The sequence below is a fragment of the Mesorhizobium sp. M8A.F.Ca.ET.181.01.1.1 genome, from assembly GCF_004792025.1.
Lineage (GTDB): Bacteria > Pseudomonadota > Alphaproteobacteria > Rhizobiales > Rhizobiaceae > Mesorhizobium.
This window is the reverse complement of record NZ_SRTV01000012.1, coordinates 22981-40584: the sequence shown is the minus strand read 5'-3', so window position 1 is coordinate 40584 and position 17604 is coordinate 22981. Positions and strand designations below refer to the sequence as shown.

General features: G+C 64.5%; 16 protein-coding genes. 5 read left to right on the top strand and 11 right to left on the bottom strand.

Translation table 11 applies throughout. The features are described from left to right. Window positions 1-8: 8 nt before the first annotated feature. The 8 genes from EN824_RS29905 to EN824_RS29870 form a co-directional block, all read right to left on the bottom strand. Complete coding sequence (locus EN824_RS29905) at window positions 9-1652, bottom strand: dihydroxyacetone kinase subunit DhaK (RefSeq protein WP_127278069.1); 1644 nt, start codon at window positions 1650-1652, stop codon at window positions 9-11. 67 nt (window positions 1653-1719) lie between these two features. After that, window positions 1720-2733 (bottom strand): ABC transporter ATP-binding protein, encoded by a 1014-nt coding sequence (locus EN824_RS29900; RefSeq protein ID WP_127278070.1) that lies wholly within the window; start codon window positions 2731-2733, stop codon window positions 1720-1722. Further along, window positions 2726-3838 carry an ABC transporter ATP-binding protein gene (locus tag EN824_RS29895; RefSeq protein WP_127278071.1) on the bottom strand — a complete coding sequence of 371 codons (1113 nt, stop codon included), beginning with the start codon at window positions 3836-3838 and terminating at the stop codon, window positions 2726-2728. Before EN824_RS29895 ends, EN824_RS29900 begins: the two co-directional genes overlap by 8 nt. 2 nt (window positions 3839-3840) lie before the next feature. Then, complete coding sequence (locus EN824_RS29890) at window positions 3841-4044, bottom strand: hypothetical protein (RefSeq protein WP_127278072.1); 204 nt, start codon at window positions 4042-4044, stop codon at window positions 3841-3843. Window positions 4045-4297: 253 nt separating this feature from the next. Further along, a complete protein-coding gene (locus tag EN824_RS29885; protein WP_127278073.1) occupies window positions 4298-5248 on the bottom strand; it encodes a carbohydrate ABC transporter permease in 951 nt (316 codons plus the stop codon). Next, complete coding sequence (locus tag EN824_RS29880; protein WP_095771946.1) at window positions 5245-6192, bottom strand: sugar ABC transporter permease; 948 nt, start codon at window positions 6190-6192, stop codon at window positions 5245-5247. Before EN824_RS29880 ends, EN824_RS29885 begins: the two co-directional genes overlap by 4 nt. 126 nt (window positions 6193-6318) lie before the next feature. Beyond that, window positions 6319-7650 carry an ABC transporter substrate-binding protein gene (locus EN824_RS29875; RefSeq protein WP_127873006.1) on the bottom strand — a complete coding sequence of 444 codons (1332 nt, stop codon included), beginning with the start codon at window positions 7648-7650 and terminating at the stop codon, window positions 6319-6321. 254 nt (window positions 7651-7904) lie between these two features. After that, window positions 7905-8594, bottom strand: a complete 690-nt coding sequence (locus EN824_RS29870; protein ID WP_127281014.1) for a PIG-L deacetylase family protein — start codon at window positions 8592-8594, stop codon at window positions 7905-7907. A 26-nt stretch (window positions 8595-8620) separates the two neighbouring features. On the opposite strand from EN824_RS29870, the gene EN824_RS29865 reads away from it, so the two are divergent. The 5 genes from EN824_RS29865 (at window position 8621) to nhaA (ending at window position 15813) form a co-directional block, all read left to right on the top strand. Further along, window positions 8621-9511, top strand: a complete 891-nt coding sequence (locus EN824_RS29865; protein ID WP_135862302.1) for a DMT family transporter — start codon at window positions 8621-8623, stop codon at window positions 9509-9511. 55 nt (window positions 9512-9566) lie between these two features. Further along, window positions 9567-12029 carry an ATP-dependent helicase HrpB gene (gene hrpB, locus EN824_RS29860; RefSeq protein ID WP_135862299.1) on the top strand — a complete coding sequence of 821 codons (2463 nt, stop codon included), beginning with the start codon at window positions 9567-9569 and terminating at the stop codon, window positions 12027-12029. A 330-nt stretch (window positions 12030-12359) separates the two neighbouring features. Beyond that, the gene (locus tag EN824_RS29850) at window positions 12360-13691 is read left to right on the top strand and encodes an ActS/PrrB/RegB family redox-sensitive histidine kinase (protein WP_135862295.1); all 1332 of its coding nucleotides are present in this window, start codon (window positions 12360-12362) and stop codon (window positions 13689-13691) included. A 65-nt stretch (window positions 13692-13756) separates the two neighbouring features. After that, window positions 13757-14320 carry an ActR/PrrA/RegA family redox response regulator transcription factor gene (locus EN824_RS29845; RefSeq protein ID WP_015314185.1) on the top strand — a complete coding sequence of 188 codons (564 nt, stop codon included), beginning with the start codon at window positions 13757-13759 and terminating at the stop codon, window positions 14318-14320. A gap of 299 nt (window positions 14321-14619) precedes the next feature. Further along, window positions 14620-15813 (top strand): Na+/H+ antiporter NhaA, encoded by a 1194-nt coding sequence (nhaA, locus tag EN824_RS29835; protein ID WP_135933017.1) that lies wholly within the window; start codon window positions 14620-14622, stop codon window positions 15811-15813. Window positions 15814-15876: 63 nt separating this feature from the next. Here nhaA and EN824_RS29830 read toward each other — a convergent pair whose 3' ends face one another. The 3 genes from EN824_RS29830 to cueR form a co-directional block, all read right to left on the bottom strand. Next, on the bottom strand, window positions 15877-16377 hold the full coding sequence (locus EN824_RS29830; protein WP_189521958.1) for an MmcB family DNA repair protein: 501 nt from the start codon (window positions 16375-16377) through the stop codon (window positions 15877-15879). A gap of 84 nt (window positions 16378-16461) precedes the next feature. After that, on the bottom strand, window positions 16462-16932 hold the full coding sequence (locus tag EN824_RS29825; protein WP_127279441.1) for a nucleoside deaminase: 471 nt from the start codon (window positions 16930-16932) through the stop codon (window positions 16462-16464). Between the two features lie 148 nt (window positions 16933-17080). Next, a complete protein-coding gene (gene cueR / locus EN824_RS29820; RefSeq protein ID WP_245464435.1) occupies window positions 17081-17560 on the bottom strand; it encodes a Cu(I)-responsive transcriptional regulator in 480 nt (159 codons plus the stop codon). Window positions 17561-17604: the final 44 nt, after the last annotated feature.

The following is a 17604-nucleotide window of genomic DNA, read 5'->3' as shown; positions in this document are numbered from 1 at the left end:
AGCATGCGTCAGGCCGTGGCATGCTGCGCGGCGGCGGCCGCGAACACTTCGGCCACGGCATGAGCACCGGGGTCGACCACACCTTGCAATTTGGTGCCGACATAAGCCGACCGGCCGGCCTTCGCCCTCTCCATCGCGGCCGTGGCTTCGGCGCCGCGCGCGGCCACTATCGCGGCTTCCTCCAGGCCCTTGGCGTCGAGCGCCCTCAGGGCCGGCTCCAGCGCGTCGACCATAGTGCGATCGCCGGGTTTTGCGCCGCCGTAGAAGGTCATTCGTTCAAGCCCGGCAAGCAAGGCCTTGGGCACATCAGTGCCGCCATCGAGGGCCCGCGACGCCGCTGTGAAGAAGATCGACAACAACACCCCACTGGAGCCGCCCATCGAGGCGCTCAGAAGGTCGCCGACGGCGCCAAGCGTCGCTGCGGGGTCGGCAAGCGGCAGCGTATCGAGCCGTTCGAGGATGCTGCGTGCGCCGGTCGCTGCCGTCGAGCCGGTGTCACCGTCGCCTGCCTTGGCGTCCAGGCCGTTCAATGTCGCTTCAAGCGAAATCAGCTTTTCACAGACCGTCACGATCAAGCGCCTTGTGCCTGCGTCGTGGCTGGCCTTGCGTGCCGCGCCTTCGTGCGCTGGTTTGACCAGCGGCACGACATAAGGCTCCACGACCGGCTTTGCCGGCATCCAGGCGTGCGGGCCGACCGGCGCCAGCAGGGCCGCTTGGCGCGCCGCATCGAGCCGGATCAGCGACAGCGAGAACCCGTTCATGTTGAGCGCCGTCATCAGCGGGCCGGGACCGATCGTCAACTTGACGGCCCTGGCGAGCGGCGAGGCAAGTACCGCATTGGCGACCAAGGACATTTCGAGCGGTGGCACCGAACCGAGATTGTTGATCAGCAAGGCATAGGTGGCCTTCGGGTCGAGCCGCACTGCCAAGCGCTCCGCCATGATCGCCACCAGCCGGTCGACGCTCTGCACCGCGATGCGCTCGACGCCAGGCTCGCCATGGATGCCAAGGCCGAGTTCGCCATCATCGGCTCCAAACCTGTCTTCATGCGGCTGGCCCGGGATCGAACAGGACGACAGCGATATGCCGAGCGAAATGATATCCTTCGCCGCCGTCCGCGCCGCGGCCGCGATCTCGGCCAGATCCCGGCCGGCTTCCGACAGATGGCCTGCAATCTTGTGCACGAACAGGGTGCCCGCGACACCGCGCGGCTGGGCGATGTCAGGCAGCGCGATGTCGTCGGCGACGATCACCATCTCGACTCGAAAGCCTTCGGCGCGCGCCTTTTCCGCAGCGAGGCCGAAATTGAGCCGGTCACCGGTGTAGTTCTTGACGATCAGCAGGCAGCCGGCCGGTCCGGTGACCGCGCGAATGGCCGCCAGCACCGCTTCGACGCTCGGCGAGGCAAAGATCTCGCCCGAGACGGCAGCTGTCAGCATGCCCTTGCCGACGAAGCCGGCATGCGACGGCTCGTGCCCGGCGCCGCCGCCGGAGACGACGCTGACCTTGGACTTGTCCCAATCGGCGCGCAGCACGACCTTGATCTCGGGATAGCCGTCGAGGCGCGCGAGGTTGCCTGAGCCAATGGTGCGCAACAATCCGTCCAGCGCCTCGGTGACGATCGTTGCCCTGCGGTTGAAAAAGTGCTTCATCGAATTGGTCCCGTATTTCGTCAATCAGAAGCCGGCATCACCTTGGCGAGGGACGCCGAAAAACCATTCACGTCAGTCGTTGTCCGTCAGCGCCGAAATAGAGCGGCGAGCGATAGCGGATCACCACTTTGTCGCCTTGCCCCAGATCCGTGTCGGGATCGGTCAGCGTCACCAGTTTCTTCGGCCCCACCGTCACATGCAGATGGTTCTGGTCGCCGAGATGCTCGACCCAGTCGACGACGCCGTCGGCATGGCCATTCACGGCTTTCTCGATCGCCAGGTGCTCGGTCCGCGCGCCGATCGTCTTGGTGCCGGCCGGCGCGCTGCCATCCGGCAGCAGCCCCGTCGGTAGAAGATTGATGGCGGGCTGGCCGAGCCGTGCCGCGACGTGCAGATTTGCCGGCTCGGAGTAGATGGTTCGCGGCGTGCCGATCTGCACCAGCACGCCATCGGCCAGGATGCCGATGCGATCGGCCATGGTCATGGCCTCGATCTGGTCGTGGGTGACGTAGAGCATGGTGGCGCCGAGTTCGGACTGGATGCGTTTCAGCTCGAGCCTGAGATCCGCGCGCAGCTTGGCGTCCAGCGACGACAGCGGTTCGTCCATCAGGTAGATGGACGGCTTGCGCACCAGCGCGCGGCCGATGGCGACGCGCTGCATTTCGCCGCCCGACAATTTGGTCGAACGGTTGGCGAGCTTGTGATGGATGCGCACCATCTTCGCCACCTCCTCGACCCGGCGGCGAATCTGGTCTTCCGGTATTTTTCGTGCCGGCGAGCGCAGGGGAAAGGCGAGATTGTCGAACACCGACAGATGCGGATAGAGCGAATATTGCTGGAAAACGAAAGCGGTGTCGCGCTCGGCCGGTGACAGGCTGGTGGCATTGTGGCCGCCGATCTCGATCGTACCGGTATCCGGCCGCTCCAGTCCGGCGATCAGGCGCAATGTCGTCGTCTTGCCGGCGCCGGTCGGCCCGAGCAGCACGACGAATTCGCCGTCTGATATATGCAGGTCGAGACCGTTGACGGCGACATGCTCGCCGAAACTCTTGGTCACGCCTTTGATGCGCACATCAGCCATGCTGCACTCTCCCCTGAGAGGCGGTATCGTGGATCGCCGTCTTCACCGCGCGCCCTGAGCCTTTTTCGAACAGCGACAGCCGCGCGCTGTTCAGCGTCAGGCCGACATGGTCGCCGGCGTTGAGCCGGATTTCGGCCGGCACACGCGCCTTGATGATGCCGTCCGATGTCTCCACCGCGACGATCTGCGTGGTGCCGAGATATTCGGTGCCGTAGATTGCGCCGCGCAGTTTCGATGCGTCGTCGAAGCGGATGTGTTCGGGGCGGATGCCGAGCGCCATGTCGGCCGGCGCCACATCCTCGCGCACCTCCGGCACCGTGACTTTGGCGCCCTGCACGACGATCTCCTTCGCGCCCTTGGCGAGCCCGCCGCCGAAGCCCAGAAAGTTCATCGGCGGCGAGCCGATGAAGTCGGCGACGAACATGGACGCCGGGCGGTCGTAGATCTCGCGTGGCGTGCCGAACTGCTCGATGACGCCATGGTTCATGACGGCGATCTTGTCGGCCATCGACATCGCTTCCATCTGGTCATGCGTGACATAGACCGTGGTGGCGTGGATGCGGTTGTGCAGTTCGCGCAATTCATGGACCATCAAATCGCGGAATTCGGTGTCGAGCGTCCCCAGCGGTTCGTCCATCAGGAAGCATTTTGGCCGCCGCACGATGGCGCGGCCGAGCGCGACGCGCTGGCGGTCGCCACCGGCGAGGCCGGAGACGGATTTGTCGAGCAGATGGTCGATGCGCAGAAGCTTCGCGGTTTCCTCGACGCGGCTGCGGATTTCGGCGGAGGACATGCCTTGCGCCAGCAGCGGGAAGCCGATGTTCTTGCGTACATTCATGTGCGGGTAGAGCGCGAACAGCTGGAAGACGAAGGCGATGTCGCGCTCGCGCGCCCTGAGCATGGTAACGTCGTCGCCGCCGAGCAGGATCTGGCCGCCGGTCGGCAGCTCCAGCCCGGCGATCATGCGCAAGGTGGTGGTCTTGCCGCAACCGGACGGTCCGAGCATGACGAAGAACTCGCCATCCTCGACGACGAAGTTGGAGTCTTGCACGGCGACGAAATCGCCGAAGGCCTTTCTCAGATGCTGGACGCGGATTTCGGCCATGATTATTCCGGGAACTTGGAGACGATGATGAACATCACCGTGCCGGCAAGCATGGTGATGAAGGAATAGGTGTAGAGCGACAGCGCGAAAGGCTGGAACAGCATCAGGAAGCCGATGGCGATCAGTGCCGTCGCTATGTTTTCCATCAGCCCGCGCCTTGCCCAGCGTGGCCAAGATGGGCGCTTGGAGATAACCGAGCGGCTCATGCGTTCCTCCCCTCCTTCTCCCCGTTCACAGGGAGAGATGGTTGCCAGGTGGTTCCCCTACTCCGTCGCTGCTTTACAGCGCCACCTCTCCCCCCTCCGGAGGGAGAGGAAGGGAGCCTGGCTGAATGAAGTTCGCGCCCTTCCTCTACCCCGTCGATCGGGGGGTCCGAAGGACGGGCGAGACCCGCGGCTCGCCCCGGCAAGGTGTCGAGCGAAGCTCGACGGAGTGGGGGGCGACTTTGTGCCAAGGCCATCATTTGCGCACCGCGCCGAAGGTGATGCCGCGCAGCAATTGCTTGCGGAGCAGGATGGTGAAGACAAGGATCGGCACCAGGAAGATCGTCGTGCCGGCTGCCACCGCCGGCCAGTCCTGGCCGCCTTCGCCGATGATGGTCGGGATGAAGGGCGGCGCGGTCTGTGCCGTGCCCGAGGTCAGCAGCGCGGCGAACGCATACTCGTTCCAGGCGAAGATCAGGCAGAAGATGGCGGTCGCGGCGATGCCGGTCGTGGCCTGCGGCAGCACGGTGCGCCAGAATGCCTGCAGCCGCGTATAGCCGTCGATCATCGCCGCTTCCTCGTATTCTCGCGGGATCTCGTCGATGAAGCCTTTGAGCAGCCATACCGCCAGCGACACATTGACCGCCGTGTAGAGCAGGATCATGCCGAGCGCGGTGTCGGACAGGCCGAGTTCGCGGTACATCAGGTAGATGGGAATAGCGACCGCGATAGGCGGCATGAAGCGTGTCGACAGGATGAAGAACAGAAGGTCGTCGGCGAGCGGCACCTTGAAGCGCGAGAAGCCATAGGCCGACAGCGTGCCGAGAAAGACGGCGCAGAAGGTCGAGCCGAAGGCGATGACCAGCGAATTGATGAAGCGCGGCAGGAAGTTGGATGGTCCGGCGATCACCATGTTGCGCTTGCGCACGGTCTCGTCGCAGAAGCCAGTCGCCGGCCCCAGCGAATTGATGTATTCCGGCGTCTGCCTCGTGCGCGTGGTGAACAGGTTGCAGTAGCCCTCGATGCTCGGCTGGAACACGATCTTGGGCGGATAGGCGATCGAATCCGGCGGCGTCTTGAAGCTGGTGGCGAAGATCCACAAGAGCGGCACGATCGAGATCAGCGCATAGGCGATGATGATCGCGCCGGCGATGCGCTTCGAACTTGCCGAGGGGGCGACGACCGAATGGGCTGTGGTCAGGCTCATCTCTGCTTCACCTTGTTGAGCGCCTTGACGTAGATGTTGGCGAGACCGAACACCGCGACGAACAGGATGATGGCGAAGGCCGAGGAATAGCCGGTGCGCCAGCTTTCGAAGGCTTGCCGTTTCAGCGTGATCGAGGCCACCTCGGTGGTCGAGCCCGGCCCGCCGCCGGTCAGCAGATTGACCATGTCGAACATCTTGAAGTTCTCGATGCCGCGAAACAGCACCGCCAGCATGATGAAGGGCAGCGCCATCGGCAGTGTGATCGACCAGAACTGCCGCCAGTTGGAGGCGCGGTCGACCTCGGCCGCCTCATAGATATATTCGGGGATCGAACGCAGGCCCGCGAGGCAGATCAGCATCACGTAGGGCGTCCACATCCAGGTGTCGACGATGATGATCGACCACGGTGCCAGCGAGACGTTGGAAAGCATCTGGATGCTTGTCGGCGGGATGCCCGACACGAACGAGATGACATAGGAAAACAGGCCGATCTGGGGTTCGTAGAGGAAGCGCCAGAAATTGCCGACCACTGCGGGCGACAGCATCATCGGCACCAGGATCAGCGTCGTCCAGAAAGCGTGGCCGCGGAACTTCCTGTCGATCAGCCAGGCCAGCGTGAAGCCGATCAGCGTCTGCAACAGGATGGTCCAGAACACGAAATGCGCTGTCGTTTGCATGGCGATCCAAATGTCCTGGTCGCCGAGGATGCGCTGGTAGTTGGCGAAACCGAGGTTCTTCACCACCTCGTTCGGGCGGTTGGCGCGAAAATTGGTGAACGACAGATAGATCGCCCAGAACAGCGGGAAGATATTGATGGCGAGCAGCAACAGGATCGTCGGCGAGATGAACAGCCAGGCGAGGCCCTTGTCGCTGATGCCCCGGACCTTGCGCGCCAACGGTTCCGGGGTCGCCCGGGCAACGTTCTCCGCGGTCCGATTGAGCATGGTAAGTCCTGCTTCGGTCACTTGGGTCGTCTCTATCATGGAATTTATCTGAACTGCGTCCCGTGCCAAGGGCGGCACGGGACGCTTGGGCCTGGCTCGGGAGGAGCCGGTTACATCTTGCCCCAGTTACATCTTGCCATCGTCCTGGAACACTTGCGTCCAGTCCTTGACCAGCCCGTCGAGCGCATCCTTGGCCGAACCCTGGCCGGCGACGACATAGTCGTGGAAGCGCTTCTGCGAGGCCTGCAGCAGCGGCGCGTAGCTCGGCTCGGCCCAGAAGTCCTTCACGATGGCCATCGAGTCGAGGAAGGTCTGAGCATAGGGCTGGCTTGCGGGGAATTTCGGATCCTTCACCACCGCGTTCAGGCAGGAATAGCCGCCGAGCGACCACCACTTGGCCTGCACGTCCTTGTTGGCGAACCACTTGATGTATTTCAGCGCCGCTTCCTGCTTGTCGGAATAGGACACCACCGAAATGCCCTGGCCGCCGAGCTGGGCGAACTGGTCGCCGTCAGGACCCTTCGGGTTGACGAAATAGCCGATCTTGTCGCCGCCGACATTCTCGTCCTTCTGCAGGCCCGGCCATGTGAAGGCGAAGTTCATGTGCATCGCCACCTGGCCGGATTTGAAGGCATCGACGCCTTCACCCATGTAGCTGTTCGAGGCGCCGGGTGGGGTGCAGCAGTCATAGAGAGCCTTGTAGAATTCCAGCCCCTTGACCGATTTCTCGGAGTTGACGAAGCCTTCCATCTCGTAGGGCTTCTTCGGGTTTTCGTACTGGAAGCCATAGCTGTAGAGCACGTCCATCGCGCCCATGGTGATGCCTTCGGAACCGCGCTCGGTGTAGATCGAGGCGCCGTAGACCGTCTTGCCGTCGATCTGCCGCTTCTGGAAGAATTCGGCGATCTGCTTCAACTGGTCGAAGGTGGCAGGCGGGCCGAGATCCCAGCCATACTTCTCCTTGAACTCCTTCTGCAGTTCGGGCTTGGAGAACCAGTCCTTGCGATAGGTCCAGCCGACGACGTCGCCCATGGCCGGTAGCGCCCAGTAATTCGGCGTGTTCTTCGGCCATTCGGAATAGCCCACCACGGTCGCCGGTACGAAGTCGTCCATGCTGATCTTCTCCTTGTCGAAGAAGTCGTTCAGCTTGACGTAGTGGCCGTTCTCGGCCGCGCCGCCGATCCACTGGCTGTCGCCGATGATCAGGTCGCAGAGCTTGCCGTGCGAGTTCAGCTCATTGAGGAAACGGTCTGCATAGTTGGTCCACGGCACGAATTCGAATTTCATGCCGATGCCGGTTTCCTTGGTGAAATCCTTCGACAGTTCGACAAGCGCGTTGGCCGGGTCCCAGGCGGCCCAGCACAGCGTCAGGTCTTCAGCGTGCGCGGCGTTCGAGACGGCTGTCGACGCTGCAATCGCAGAGGTCAGTCCCAAAGCCAGTTTAAAGCTCGATTTCATGCCTTCCTCCCATTTGTGAAACACGTCCGGATGACGGTTTCAAGAACTCTCAACCTCTCTCCTCAGAGGCCCAAACATGGCGGCATCGTCGCGCCGCAGATGTTTAGTAATTTGTTTAGTGATGCTCTTTTTACTAAACAACGCAAGCGAATTCGTTGCTGCGCCGCAGCATGTTTGCGCCGGTATCTGAAAACGTTGGGAAAAGCGCCGAGCGCCGGTCGGATGATCGCGGAGTGTGGACGTGCTCCGAGGGGTCAGTCGACCCGCCTGGTGCTCATCATCACCGTCCGGATCGGGGGCGCCGGCGGCAGCAGCGCGCGGATATCCCCGAAGGGAAACATCGGTTCGAAGCGAAAGGCTTCAGCCTGCGACCCCGGTGCGCCATTGCATTGGCCTGAGCGAAAAAGGTTTTGCGTCCGGGCGATATCTACGAAGCGATCCGGGTCCTGCGACTGGTGCATGCGGATTGCCCTGGCCTTGATCTCGGCATGGGCGGAAACATCGACATAGTGCGTCGGCGAGAATCCGGTGCCGCCCATCGTGTCGGCATGCAGCACGGGGACGCCGAACGACGCCGCGATGCGCACCCCGTCCGACAATGCGCGGTGGTCGGCGTGGTAGTCGTTGGGCGCGTGCGTGATCACGAGGTCCGGCCCGATTTCGCTGATCAGCGTTTTCAGCGCATCGATCAGGGCGGCATCCGCCACTAGGCCGCCATCGGGAAAGTCGAGAAAGCGCGGCGCGGCCCCGAGCAGCGCGGCCGAGGCCATCGCTTCCTCGCGGCGGACACGAGCCAGAACGGAGGGATCGCTCTTGCCGCCCCTGGCACCATGGGTGGCCACGGCAAAAGTGAGTGCTGCGCCTTGCGCGGCATAGGCGGCCATCGTACCGAACATGAAGATCTCGATGTCGTCCGGATGCGCACCGAGCGCCAGTATTTTCAACTATTCTCTCCCGGAAATGAAAAAACGTGCCGAACGGAATCCTGCTCGCCCTCATCGCCTATGCAAGCTATTCGTGCAGCGATGCCGTTATCAAGAGCCTGGGCGGCCAATTCACGGTGTTCGAGATCGGCTTCTTCTCGACATTGTTCGCCGGCTGCTTCCTTTTCTTCAGCCGGCCGGCCAGCGAGCGCTGGCGTGATTTCTGGCGCACCAAACGTCCCTGGGCGGTGCAGGCGCGGGCCTGGGCCGGCATCGCATCAGGCGTGCTCAGCGTCTATGCCTTCACCACCATTCCGCTGGCCGAGGCCTATGCGCTTATCTTTCTGGCGCCGCTCTGCGTCACCATTCTTTCCACCGTGATCCTCAAGGAGAAGGTTGGCCCCTGGCGCTGGCTGGCGGTGGTCGCCGGCTTCGCCGGCGTCATGCTGGTGGTCAGGCCAGGCTTTCGCGAGTTGCACCTAGGCCACCTTGCCGCTTTCATCATCGCTTTCCTCGCCGCCACCAACGTCATCCTGATGCGTTCGCTGGCGCAGCGGGAAAAACGCACAACCATTCTCGGCGTACTGATCGGGTACGGACTGCTGTTCAACGGCATCGGTGCCGCCGCGACCTCCTTCACCGTTCCGGATGGAAAGCAGCTGGTCTGGCTGGTGATGGCGGGCGCCTTCACCGCAGGCGGACAATTGCTGCAATTGCTGGCCGCCAAATACGCCCCCGCCAACCGGATCGCGCCGACGCATTATTCGCAGATCGTCTGGGCGGTGATCCTCGGCGCGCTGTTCTTCCACGAATACCCGGACTGGCTGTCGCTTGTCGGCCTCGCGGTCGTCGGCGGCTCCGGCCTGCTGACCATGGTGCGCGAAGAAGTGCGGCTGGGTACGGTGCGCTGGAACCCGTTTTCGCGCGCCCGGCTTTGAGTTGCCGCGGTCCGATAAGTTGCACCGCCCCCGTGACGGCTGATATGCGGGCCCAATGACGACCAAATCCTTGCCGGAGCTTCCAGTATCCGCCGTGCTGCCCGCGCTGAGCGAGGCGCTCGGCTCCGGCAACAGCGCCGTGCTGGTGGCGCCACCCGGTGCCGGCAAGACCACGCTGGTGCCGTTGGCGCTGCTCGACGCGCCCTGGCTGGGCACGGGCAAGATCGTGTTGCTCGAACCGCGCCGGCTGGCCGCCCGCGCCGCCGCGCGGCGCATGGCCGAATTGCTGGGCGAGGAACCGGGCGCCACGGTGGGCTACGCCATGCGGATGGAAAACCGCACCTCGGCACGGACCAAAATTCTGGTCGTCACCGAAGGCGTTCTGTCGCGGATGGTTCTTGACGACCCTGAACTGCCCGGCGTTTCGGCAATCATTTTCGACGAATTCCACGAGCGCTCGCTCGACGGCGATTTCGGTCTCTCTCTCGCCCTCGACGTGCAGGGCGCACTACGGCCGGATTTGCGTCTGCTGGTGATGTCGGCGACGCTGGACGGCGCACGGGTCGCGAAACTCCTGTCGGGCGCGCCGGTGATCGAAAGCCAGGGCCGCGCCTTCCCCGTCGATGTCAGCTATGATGAACGGCCGGCTGGCATCGCCATCGAGGATGCCATGGCCAGAGCGATCCGAGCGGCGCTTGCCGAGGAGAGCGGCAGCGTGCTTGCCTTCCTGCCCGGCCAGCGCGAGATCGAGCGCACCGCCGAGCGGCTGTCCGGCCAGGTCGGCGCCGACACCGATATCGTCCCGCTCTATGGTCAACTCGACGGCAAGGCGCAGGACGCGGCGATTAAGCCGGCACCGGCGGGCCGCCGCAAGGTGGTGCTGGCGACCTCGATCGCCGAGACCTCGATCACCATCGACGGCGTGCGCGTCGTCATCGATTCCGGCCTGTCGCGGCTGCCGCGCTATGAACCGGCCAGCGGCCTGACACGTCTGGAGACAGTTCGCGTCAGCAAGGCTTCCGCCGACCAGCGCGCCGGCCGCGCCGGGCGCACACAGGCCGGCGTCGCCATCCGGCTGTGGCGGGCCGAGCAGACGGCGGCACTGCCCGCCTTCACGCCGCCGGAAATCCTCGAGGCGGACCTTTCCGGCCTGCTGCTCGACTGCGCCGCCTTCGGCGTCGCCGATCCAACCAGACTTGCCTTCCTCGATCCGCCGCCGGCGCCGGCGCTCAATGAAGCAAGGGCGCTGCTGCGCGCGCTCGATGCCATCGACGAGGCCGGGCGCTTGACGGAAGCGGGCGCTTCGATCCGCAAGCTCGCCTTGCCGGTGCGGCTGGCGCATATGGTCGCCGAGGCGGCCGGCAGCGGTCATGCCGGCGAGGCGGCCATGCTTGCGGTGTTGCTCACCGAACGCGGCCTTGGCGGCGACGGTGCCGATCTCGAACGGAGGCTGATGCGCTTTCGCGGCGAGAAATCGCCACGTGCCACGTCGGCGCGCCAGCTTGCCGAGCGCCTGGCCAGGCAGGTCGGCGATGCGAAGACCAGCGGAGCTGTTCACGCCGGGACCCTGCTCATCCATGCCTGGCCGGACCGCGTCGCCAAGGCGCGCGGCGAGCGCGGCCGTTTCGTGCTGGCCAATGGCTCCGGCGCCATGCTCGACGCCGCCGATCCGTTGGCGGGCGAACCCTTTCTGGTCGTCGCCGACCTCCAGGGCAAGGCGCAGAATGCCCGCATCACGGCGGCGGCGGCAATCAGCGAGGAGGATATCCGGTCAGCCCTTGGCGGCAAGATCGAAACGCGCAGGCAGACGAGTTTCGATCGCGAGCGCCGCGCCGTGCGGGTGCGCGAAACCGTGCGCCTCGGCGCCATCACACTCGCCGAACGTATGCTGCCGGCGCCGGTCGGCGCCGATGCCGACCGCGCTATTCTTGAGGCGTTGCGCGAGCATGGGCTTTCCCTTTTGACCTGGAGCAAGGAGGCCCAGACGCTGCGCCAGCGGCTGTCCTGGCTTCACAAGGGCTTAGGCGCGCCCTGGCCAGACATGTCGGATGAAACGCTCATCGAGCGCCTCGATGACTGGCTGCTGCCGTTTCTGTCCGGTGCGGCGTCCCTGGCTGCCATCGATGCTGGTGTGATCCCGGCCGGGCTGTCGTCGCTCGTGCCGCATGACCTGCAGCGCAAGGTCGATGCGCTGGCGCCGACCCATTTCGACGTCCCGTCGGGCAGTCACGTGCCGATCCGCTATGACGGCGAATGGCCGGTTCTGGCGGTCCGCGTCCAGGAACTGTTCGGCCTCGACCGCCATCCTTCGATCGCCAACGGCACCGTGCCGTTGACACTCGAACTGTTGTCCCCCGCGCACCGGCCGATCCAGACGACGCGCGACCTGCCCGGCTTCTGGCGCGGCTCCTGGGCCGATGTGCGCGCCGACATGCGCGGCCGCTATCCCAAGCATGTCTGGCCGGAGAATCCGCTGCTCGCCGCCGCGACCGCCCGCGCCAAACCGCGCGGGACCTAGCCATGGGCGCTTTGGCGGGCCGCTTGGGTCAGCGGGACTTCCCTCGAAAATTTCGCGAAAGCATCAATCACTTCGTCATCCACGGGCGAAGCAAGGAGCGTAGCGACGCGGCGCAGACCCGAGGATCTATGCCGCGACTTCAAGGTGGCTACGTCGGCGCGGAATCCTGCCCAGCCGCACCAGGTCGAAGGTCACGGAATGGATCCCAGGGTCTCCGCGACGGAGCTACGCTCCTGCTCCGCCCTGGGATGACGAAGTTTTGAGGCCTCGGCCAATCCCGAATGTCCCTTTGCGCCGCTACTAGCGCTGTCCATCCCGCGGCTGTAATCCATGGCCATGATCAACATCCTGAACACGCCCGATTTCCAGCAGAGCCAGCGGCTGCGCCTCAACACGCTGATCCGGCTGCGCTGGCTTGCCATTGTCGGCCAGAGCCTGACGGTTCTTGTCGTCGCCTACGGCCTGAAATTCCCGCTGCCGGTCAGCCTGTGTTTTGCGCTGGTCGCCTGTTCGGCCTGGATGAACCTGTTTCTGGCCTTCCGGTTTCCGGCCGCGCATAGACTCACCCCGTTCGCCGCCTTCGGCATCCTGATCTTCGACAGCCTGCAGCTTGCCGGCCTGCTCTACATGACCGGTGGCCTGACCAACCCGTTCTCGCTGCTGATGACCGTGCCGGTCGTCATTTCGGCGACGTCTCTTCCCCTTCGGCTCACCGCCATCCTTGGTGGGCTGGTGATGATAGCGGCGACCTTGCTGGTCTTCCGCCATCTGCCGCTGCCCTGGCATGAGGACGCGCCGCTGGCCATGCCCTTCGTGTATGTTGCAGGCATGTGGATGGCGGTGCTGTCGTCCATCGCCTTCACCGCCATGTACGCCTTTCGGGTGGCCGCCGAGGCCCGGCTTCTGGCCAACGCCCTGGCCGCCACCGAACTGGTGCTGCAGCGCGAGCAGCATCTTTCCGCGCTCGACGGGTTGGCTGCCGCCGCCGCGCACGAACTCGGCACGCCGCTCGCCACCATCACGCTGGTCGCCAAGGAAATGGAGAAGGCGCTCGGCACCGATCCGAAATACGGGGAAGACGTGAAGCTGCTGCGCTCGCAGAGCGAGCGCTGCCGCGAAATCCTGAAACGCCTGACCAGCCTGTCGTCGGAGGGCGAGGCGCATCTGTCGCGCCTGCCGCTGACCTCGCTGGTCGAGGAGGTCACCGCGCCGCATCGCGACTTCGGCATTTCGATCAAGCTCCGCCCCGGCGACCGGACCGGGCCGGAGCCTGTCGGGCGGCGCAATCCGGGTGTCATCTACGGCCTCGGCAACCTGGTCGAGAATGCCGTCGATTTCGCCCGCAACAGCGTCACCGTGCGCTGGAGCTGGGACGAGGCGATGGTCTCCTTCTCGATCACCGATGACGGCCCGGGTTTTCCGCCCGAGATCATCGACCGCATTGGCGAGCCCTATATGTCGACACGCCAGGGTACGGAAGCTGGCGGCGGCCTCGGGCTCGGCCTGTTCATCGCCAAGACTTTGCTCGAACGGTCTGGCGCCACGCTCGATTTTCGCAATTCGAGCGGCCTCGGCGAAGGGGCGGTGGTGCGGATTTCGTGGCCGAGAAATGTCTTCCTGAACCCGCAATCGTCCCCGGCGACCATGTTTGACACTGCGTAAATTGGACAATAGCCCCGCAAAACTATATCTGCGTAAAAATAAGGCAGCAGGAATTTTTTAAGACGATGACAGGCGATGAAAACAGTGGGCCTATGGTTGAAGGCGAGGACACCTCGCTTCTGATCGTCGACGACGACAAGCCGTTCCTGACCCGTCTGGCCCGTGCCATGGAAACCAGGGGCTTCGTGGTCGAGACGGCGGAGAGCGTCGAGGAGGCCGTGGGCAAAGCCCGCGCCAATCCGCCCGCCTATGCCGTGGTCGACATGCGGCTGGGCGACGGTAACGGCCTCGACGTGGTCGCCGCCATCCGCGAGAAGCGCGAGGATTCCCGCACCATCATCCTGACCGGCTACGGCAACATCGCCACCGCGGTGACGGCGGTGAAACTCGGCGCCGTCGACTATCTTTCGAAGCCCGCCGATGCCGACGATGTCTTTGCCGCACTGACCCGCACCACCGGCGAGCGCGCCGCCCCGCCGGAAAACCCGATGTCGGCCGACCGTGTCCGCTGGGAACATATCCAGCGCGTCTACGAAATGTGCGAACGCAACGTCTCCGAGACCGCGCGCCGGCTCAACATGCATCGCCGCACGCTGCAGCGGATCCTGGCCAAGCGCGCGCCGCGCTGAGGCGCGTCAACCACGCGGAGCATCAGACCAATACCAGTTTACAACGCGCAGCGGAGACCGCCTATTAGACAGGTCAGTGCCGCCCCTCATTGCCCTGCCGGGCTTTCTCCCCGTACGGGGAGAAAGCGGCCCGCCGCAACGCGGCGCCATGTTGCGACATCGGCGGTTGGCGAAATCGGCGATAACAGCGCCCCTCTCCCCGTCACTATACGGGGAGAGGATGCCGGCAGGCAGGTGAGGGGCAGCGCCGACGCTTGGACAATGAAAATCCGCCGAGCAGGCGGCATGACGGAGGCGACATGCAGGATCAGAAGCAGCGGCCGGTTTCCGTCTTCCGCGAATTCCTCGACAGCGAGGCGGCCGGCGGCATCATCCTGATGGCAGCGGCCGCCCTTGCCCTGATCGTCGCCAATTCGCCGCTCGCCGAAACCTATTTCGCCGTTCTCCACGCCTATCTCGGGCCGCTCAGTGTCTCGCACTGGGTCAATGACGGGCTGATGGCGGTGTTCTTCCTGCTCGTCGGGCTGGAGATCAAGCGCGAGATGCTGGATGGCCAGCTCTCGACCTGGCCGCGCAGGGTGCTGCCCGGCATCGCCGCGGCAGGCGGCATGGTGGTGCCGGCGCTGGTCTATGTCGCTGTCAACAGCAACAATCCGGCCGCACTGTCCGGCTGGGCGATCCCGACCGCCACCGATATCGCCTTCGCGCTCGGCGTGCTGTCGCTGCTCGGCAGCCGCGTGCCGGCTTCGCTGAAGGTCTTCCTGACCGCGCTTGCCATCATCGACGACCTCGGCGCGGTCATCATCATCGCCATATTCTACACCAGCGGCCTGTCGCTGGCCTATCTCGGCGCGGCCTTCGCCGTCATTGCCGTGCTTGTCGTGCTCAACCGCATGCGGATGATGAGCCTGGTGCCCTATCTCGTGCTTGGCGCCATCCTGTGGGTGCTGGTGCTGAAGTCGGGCGTCCATGCCACGCTGGCCGGCGTTGCGTTGGCGCTCACCATTCCGCTCGAACGCTCCGCCGGGATCGGCCACGATCTCGACCATTCGCCGCTGCACCGGCTCGAGCATGGCCTGCACAAGCTGGTGGCGTTCATCGTCATCCCGATCTTCGGCTTTGCCAATGCCGGCGTTTCGCTCGCCGGCCTGAGTTTCGGCGCCCTGATCGAGCCGTTGACGCTGGGCGTCGCGGCCGGTCTCGTCGTCGGCAAGTTGGTCGGCGTGTTCGGCTCCTCCGCGCTCGCCATCCGCTTCGGCCTTGCGGACCTGCCGGCCCATGCAGGCTGGATGCACATGCTGGGCATCTCGCTGCTGTGCGGCATCGGCTTCACCATGAGCCTGTTCATCGGCCTGCTCGCCTTCGCCAGCGACATGGCGCTGCAGGACGCGGTCAAGGTTGGCATTCTCGCGGGTTCATTCGTTGCCGCGCTGCTTGGCGCCGCCCTATTGCTGATGGCGCCGGCGGCGGGTGGGGAGGAAGTGGGGGAGTAGAGCGGGTTTTGCAGGCCTTGGTTCTGCGAAGCTGCCGTTGACACTTGGCGCAATTGCCAGCCGCTACTCGCTTTCCCCCTCGAGCACCGGCACCGCGACACCCGCAAGCTCCGCCGAGAGCAGCCGCGAAGCACCGGCGCGCGCGATGCGCAGCATCAGCGCCTTGCGCGTTGCCGCCGCCATGCGGTGTTCGGGTGCGTCGCGCAGGATTTCAGCGCCATAGCCGTCGGAGAGGATGAACCCGCACTCTTCCGGAAAAATCTCCGCCGGCACGCCGGGATGGGTGGCGAAGAAAAAACGGTCGGAATGTAGCCGGTAATCAGGCCATTTGCGGTCGACGCGAAAATCCTCGATCGAGGATTTGATCTCGATGATCCAGATGTCGCCCTGCCGGGTCAGCGCCACGAGGTCGGCTCGGCGGCCGGTGGCCAGCGACAGCTCAGGCAGTACATGCGCGCCCATTTGCATCAGCAACCGCTGCACGCCGCGCCGCACCAGCATGGCGCGCTCGGACTGGCGGCCGTCGATCAGAGGATTCAGGGGAATCGGGGAGATGATTGGCATGCCAGGCACCATGCCAGATTTTGTTCACGGTTTGAACCCGGCGATTGGATATTTGACAACCCACCCCTTGGGCGCGAAGAACCACTACCGCTGCCAGAAGCCACGGTGCACCGAGACCAGTTCGTCCGCAATTTCGGGGAAGGGGCCGTGAACCTCGATCTTCTTCTGTCCAGAGCCGAGCACAATGCGCGAGGACAGGCTCATCGTCGGGTTTTCGGGATGGTCGCCAGTCAGCGCGAGGAGTTCGGTTTCCTCGAAGCCGTAGACCAGCCGGCCGATATTTGCCCAGTAGAGCGTTCCGGTGCACATCGCACAGGGCTCGCCGGTCGAGACCAGCGTGCATGTCCAGAGAAACTCCGGCGAATAGGCTGCCGCCGCGCGCCGCGCAAGTTCGGTTTCGGCGTGATGCACGGTGTCGATGTTGCCTTGGCGCATGAGGATCGCGCCATCGGGGCCAACCAGCACCGCACCGAACGGATGGTGGCCGTGCGCGGCAGCCTCGCGAGCGACCGCATCGGCGGCGCGAAGGTGGGCGAGCATCTGGTCGCGGGTCATGCGGTCTCTCCGATCACCGGGGTCACCGGTCAGTGGGACAGCGGCAGTGCCTATATCCTACGCTCATATTAGAGCATGCAATATACCACACGAACCAATGCTGGCGGCCTTCACGGAGAAGTAGCAAGGCCGCTCGCACCGCCAACACCTATCCGGCTTGTCGCCCTTCGGCACCCTGGCGTTGATCACCGTCTTCAACACGTTGTCCATCGATCCTGCGCTGGGGTTTGTCGCCGACTAACGCCGCCCCCGCCATATCATCCAGGATCGGACAATCCGGCCGCTCGTCGCCATGGCAGGCGTGGACGAGCTTCTGCAGCGTCGAGCGCATCGATTGCAATTCGCGCACTTTCTCCTCGATGGCCGTGACATGGGCGGCGGCGATCGCGCGCACATCGTGGCTGGCGCGGCCGCGATCCCTGTAGAGCGCCATCAGCTGACGGCAATCGTCTATGGAAAAGCCGAGATTGCGCGCGCGGCGCAGGAAGGCCAGCCGGTGGATGTCGTCGCCCGAATAATCGCGGTAGCCATTGGCGGCGCGCGCGGGCGCGATCAGGCCGATCTCCTCGTAGTAGCGGATGGTCTTGGCAGGCAGGCCTGAGCGGTGGGCGGCGTCGCCGACATTCATGGCGGGTCCTCGATTTTGCGGGGCCCGTGATTCAGGCCCCATTG

Bases quoted from the DNA above. Each gene is read 5' to 3' on its own strand.
- cueR (WP_245464435.1), bottom strand. From the start codon at position 17,560: ATGAATGTCGGCGACGCCGCCCACCGCTCAGGCCTGCCTGCCAAGACC.
- EN824_RS29890 (WP_127278072.1), bottom strand. From the start codon at position 4,044: ATGAGCCGCTCGGTTATCTCCAAGCGCCCATCTTGGCCACGCTGGGCA.
- EN824_RS29900 (WP_127278070.1), bottom strand. From the start codon at position 2,733: ATGGCTGATGTGCGCATCAAAGGCGTGACCAAGAGTTTCGGCGAGCAT.
- EN824_RS29850 (WP_135862295.1), top strand. From the start codon at position 12,360: ATGGCCATGATCAACATCCTGAACACGCCCGATTTCCAGCAGAGCCAG.
- EN824_RS29830 (WP_189521958.1), bottom strand. From the start codon at position 16,377: ATGCCAATCATCTCCCCGATTCCCCTGAATCCTCTGATCGACGGCCGC.
- EN824_RS29895 (WP_127278071.1), bottom strand. From the start codon at position 3,838: ATGGCCGAAATCCGCGTCCAGCATCTGAGAAAGGCCTTCGGCGATTTC.
- EN824_RS29875 (WP_127873006.1), bottom strand. From the start codon at position 7,650: ATGAAATCGAGCTTTAAACTGGCTTTGGGACTGACCTCTGCGATTGCA.
- nhaA (WP_135933017.1), top strand. From the start codon at position 14,620: ATGCAGGATCAGAAGCAGCGGCCGGTTTCCGTCTTCCGCGAATTCCTC.
- EN824_RS29905 (WP_127278069.1), bottom strand. From the start codon at position 1,652: ATGAAGCACTTTTTCAACCGCAGGGCAACGATCGTCACCGAGGCGCTG.
- hrpB (WP_135862299.1), top strand. From the start codon at position 9,567: ATGACGACCAAATCCTTGCCGGAGCTTCCAGTATCCGCCGTGCTGCCC.
- EN824_RS29825 (WP_127279441.1), bottom strand. From the start codon at position 16,932: ATGACCCGCGACCAGATGCTCGCCCACCTTCGCGCCGCCGATGCGGTC.
- EN824_RS29845 (WP_015314185.1), top strand. From the start codon at position 13,757: ATGACAGGCGATGAAAACAGTGGGCCTATGGTTGAAGGCGAGGACACC.
- EN824_RS29885 (WP_127278073.1), bottom strand. From the start codon at position 5,248: ATGAGCCTGACCACAGCCCATTCGGTCGTCGCCCCCTCGGCAAGTTCG.
- EN824_RS29880 (WP_095771946.1), bottom strand. From the start codon at position 6,192: ATGCTCAATCGGACCGCGGAGAACGTTGCCCGGGCGACCCCGGAACCG.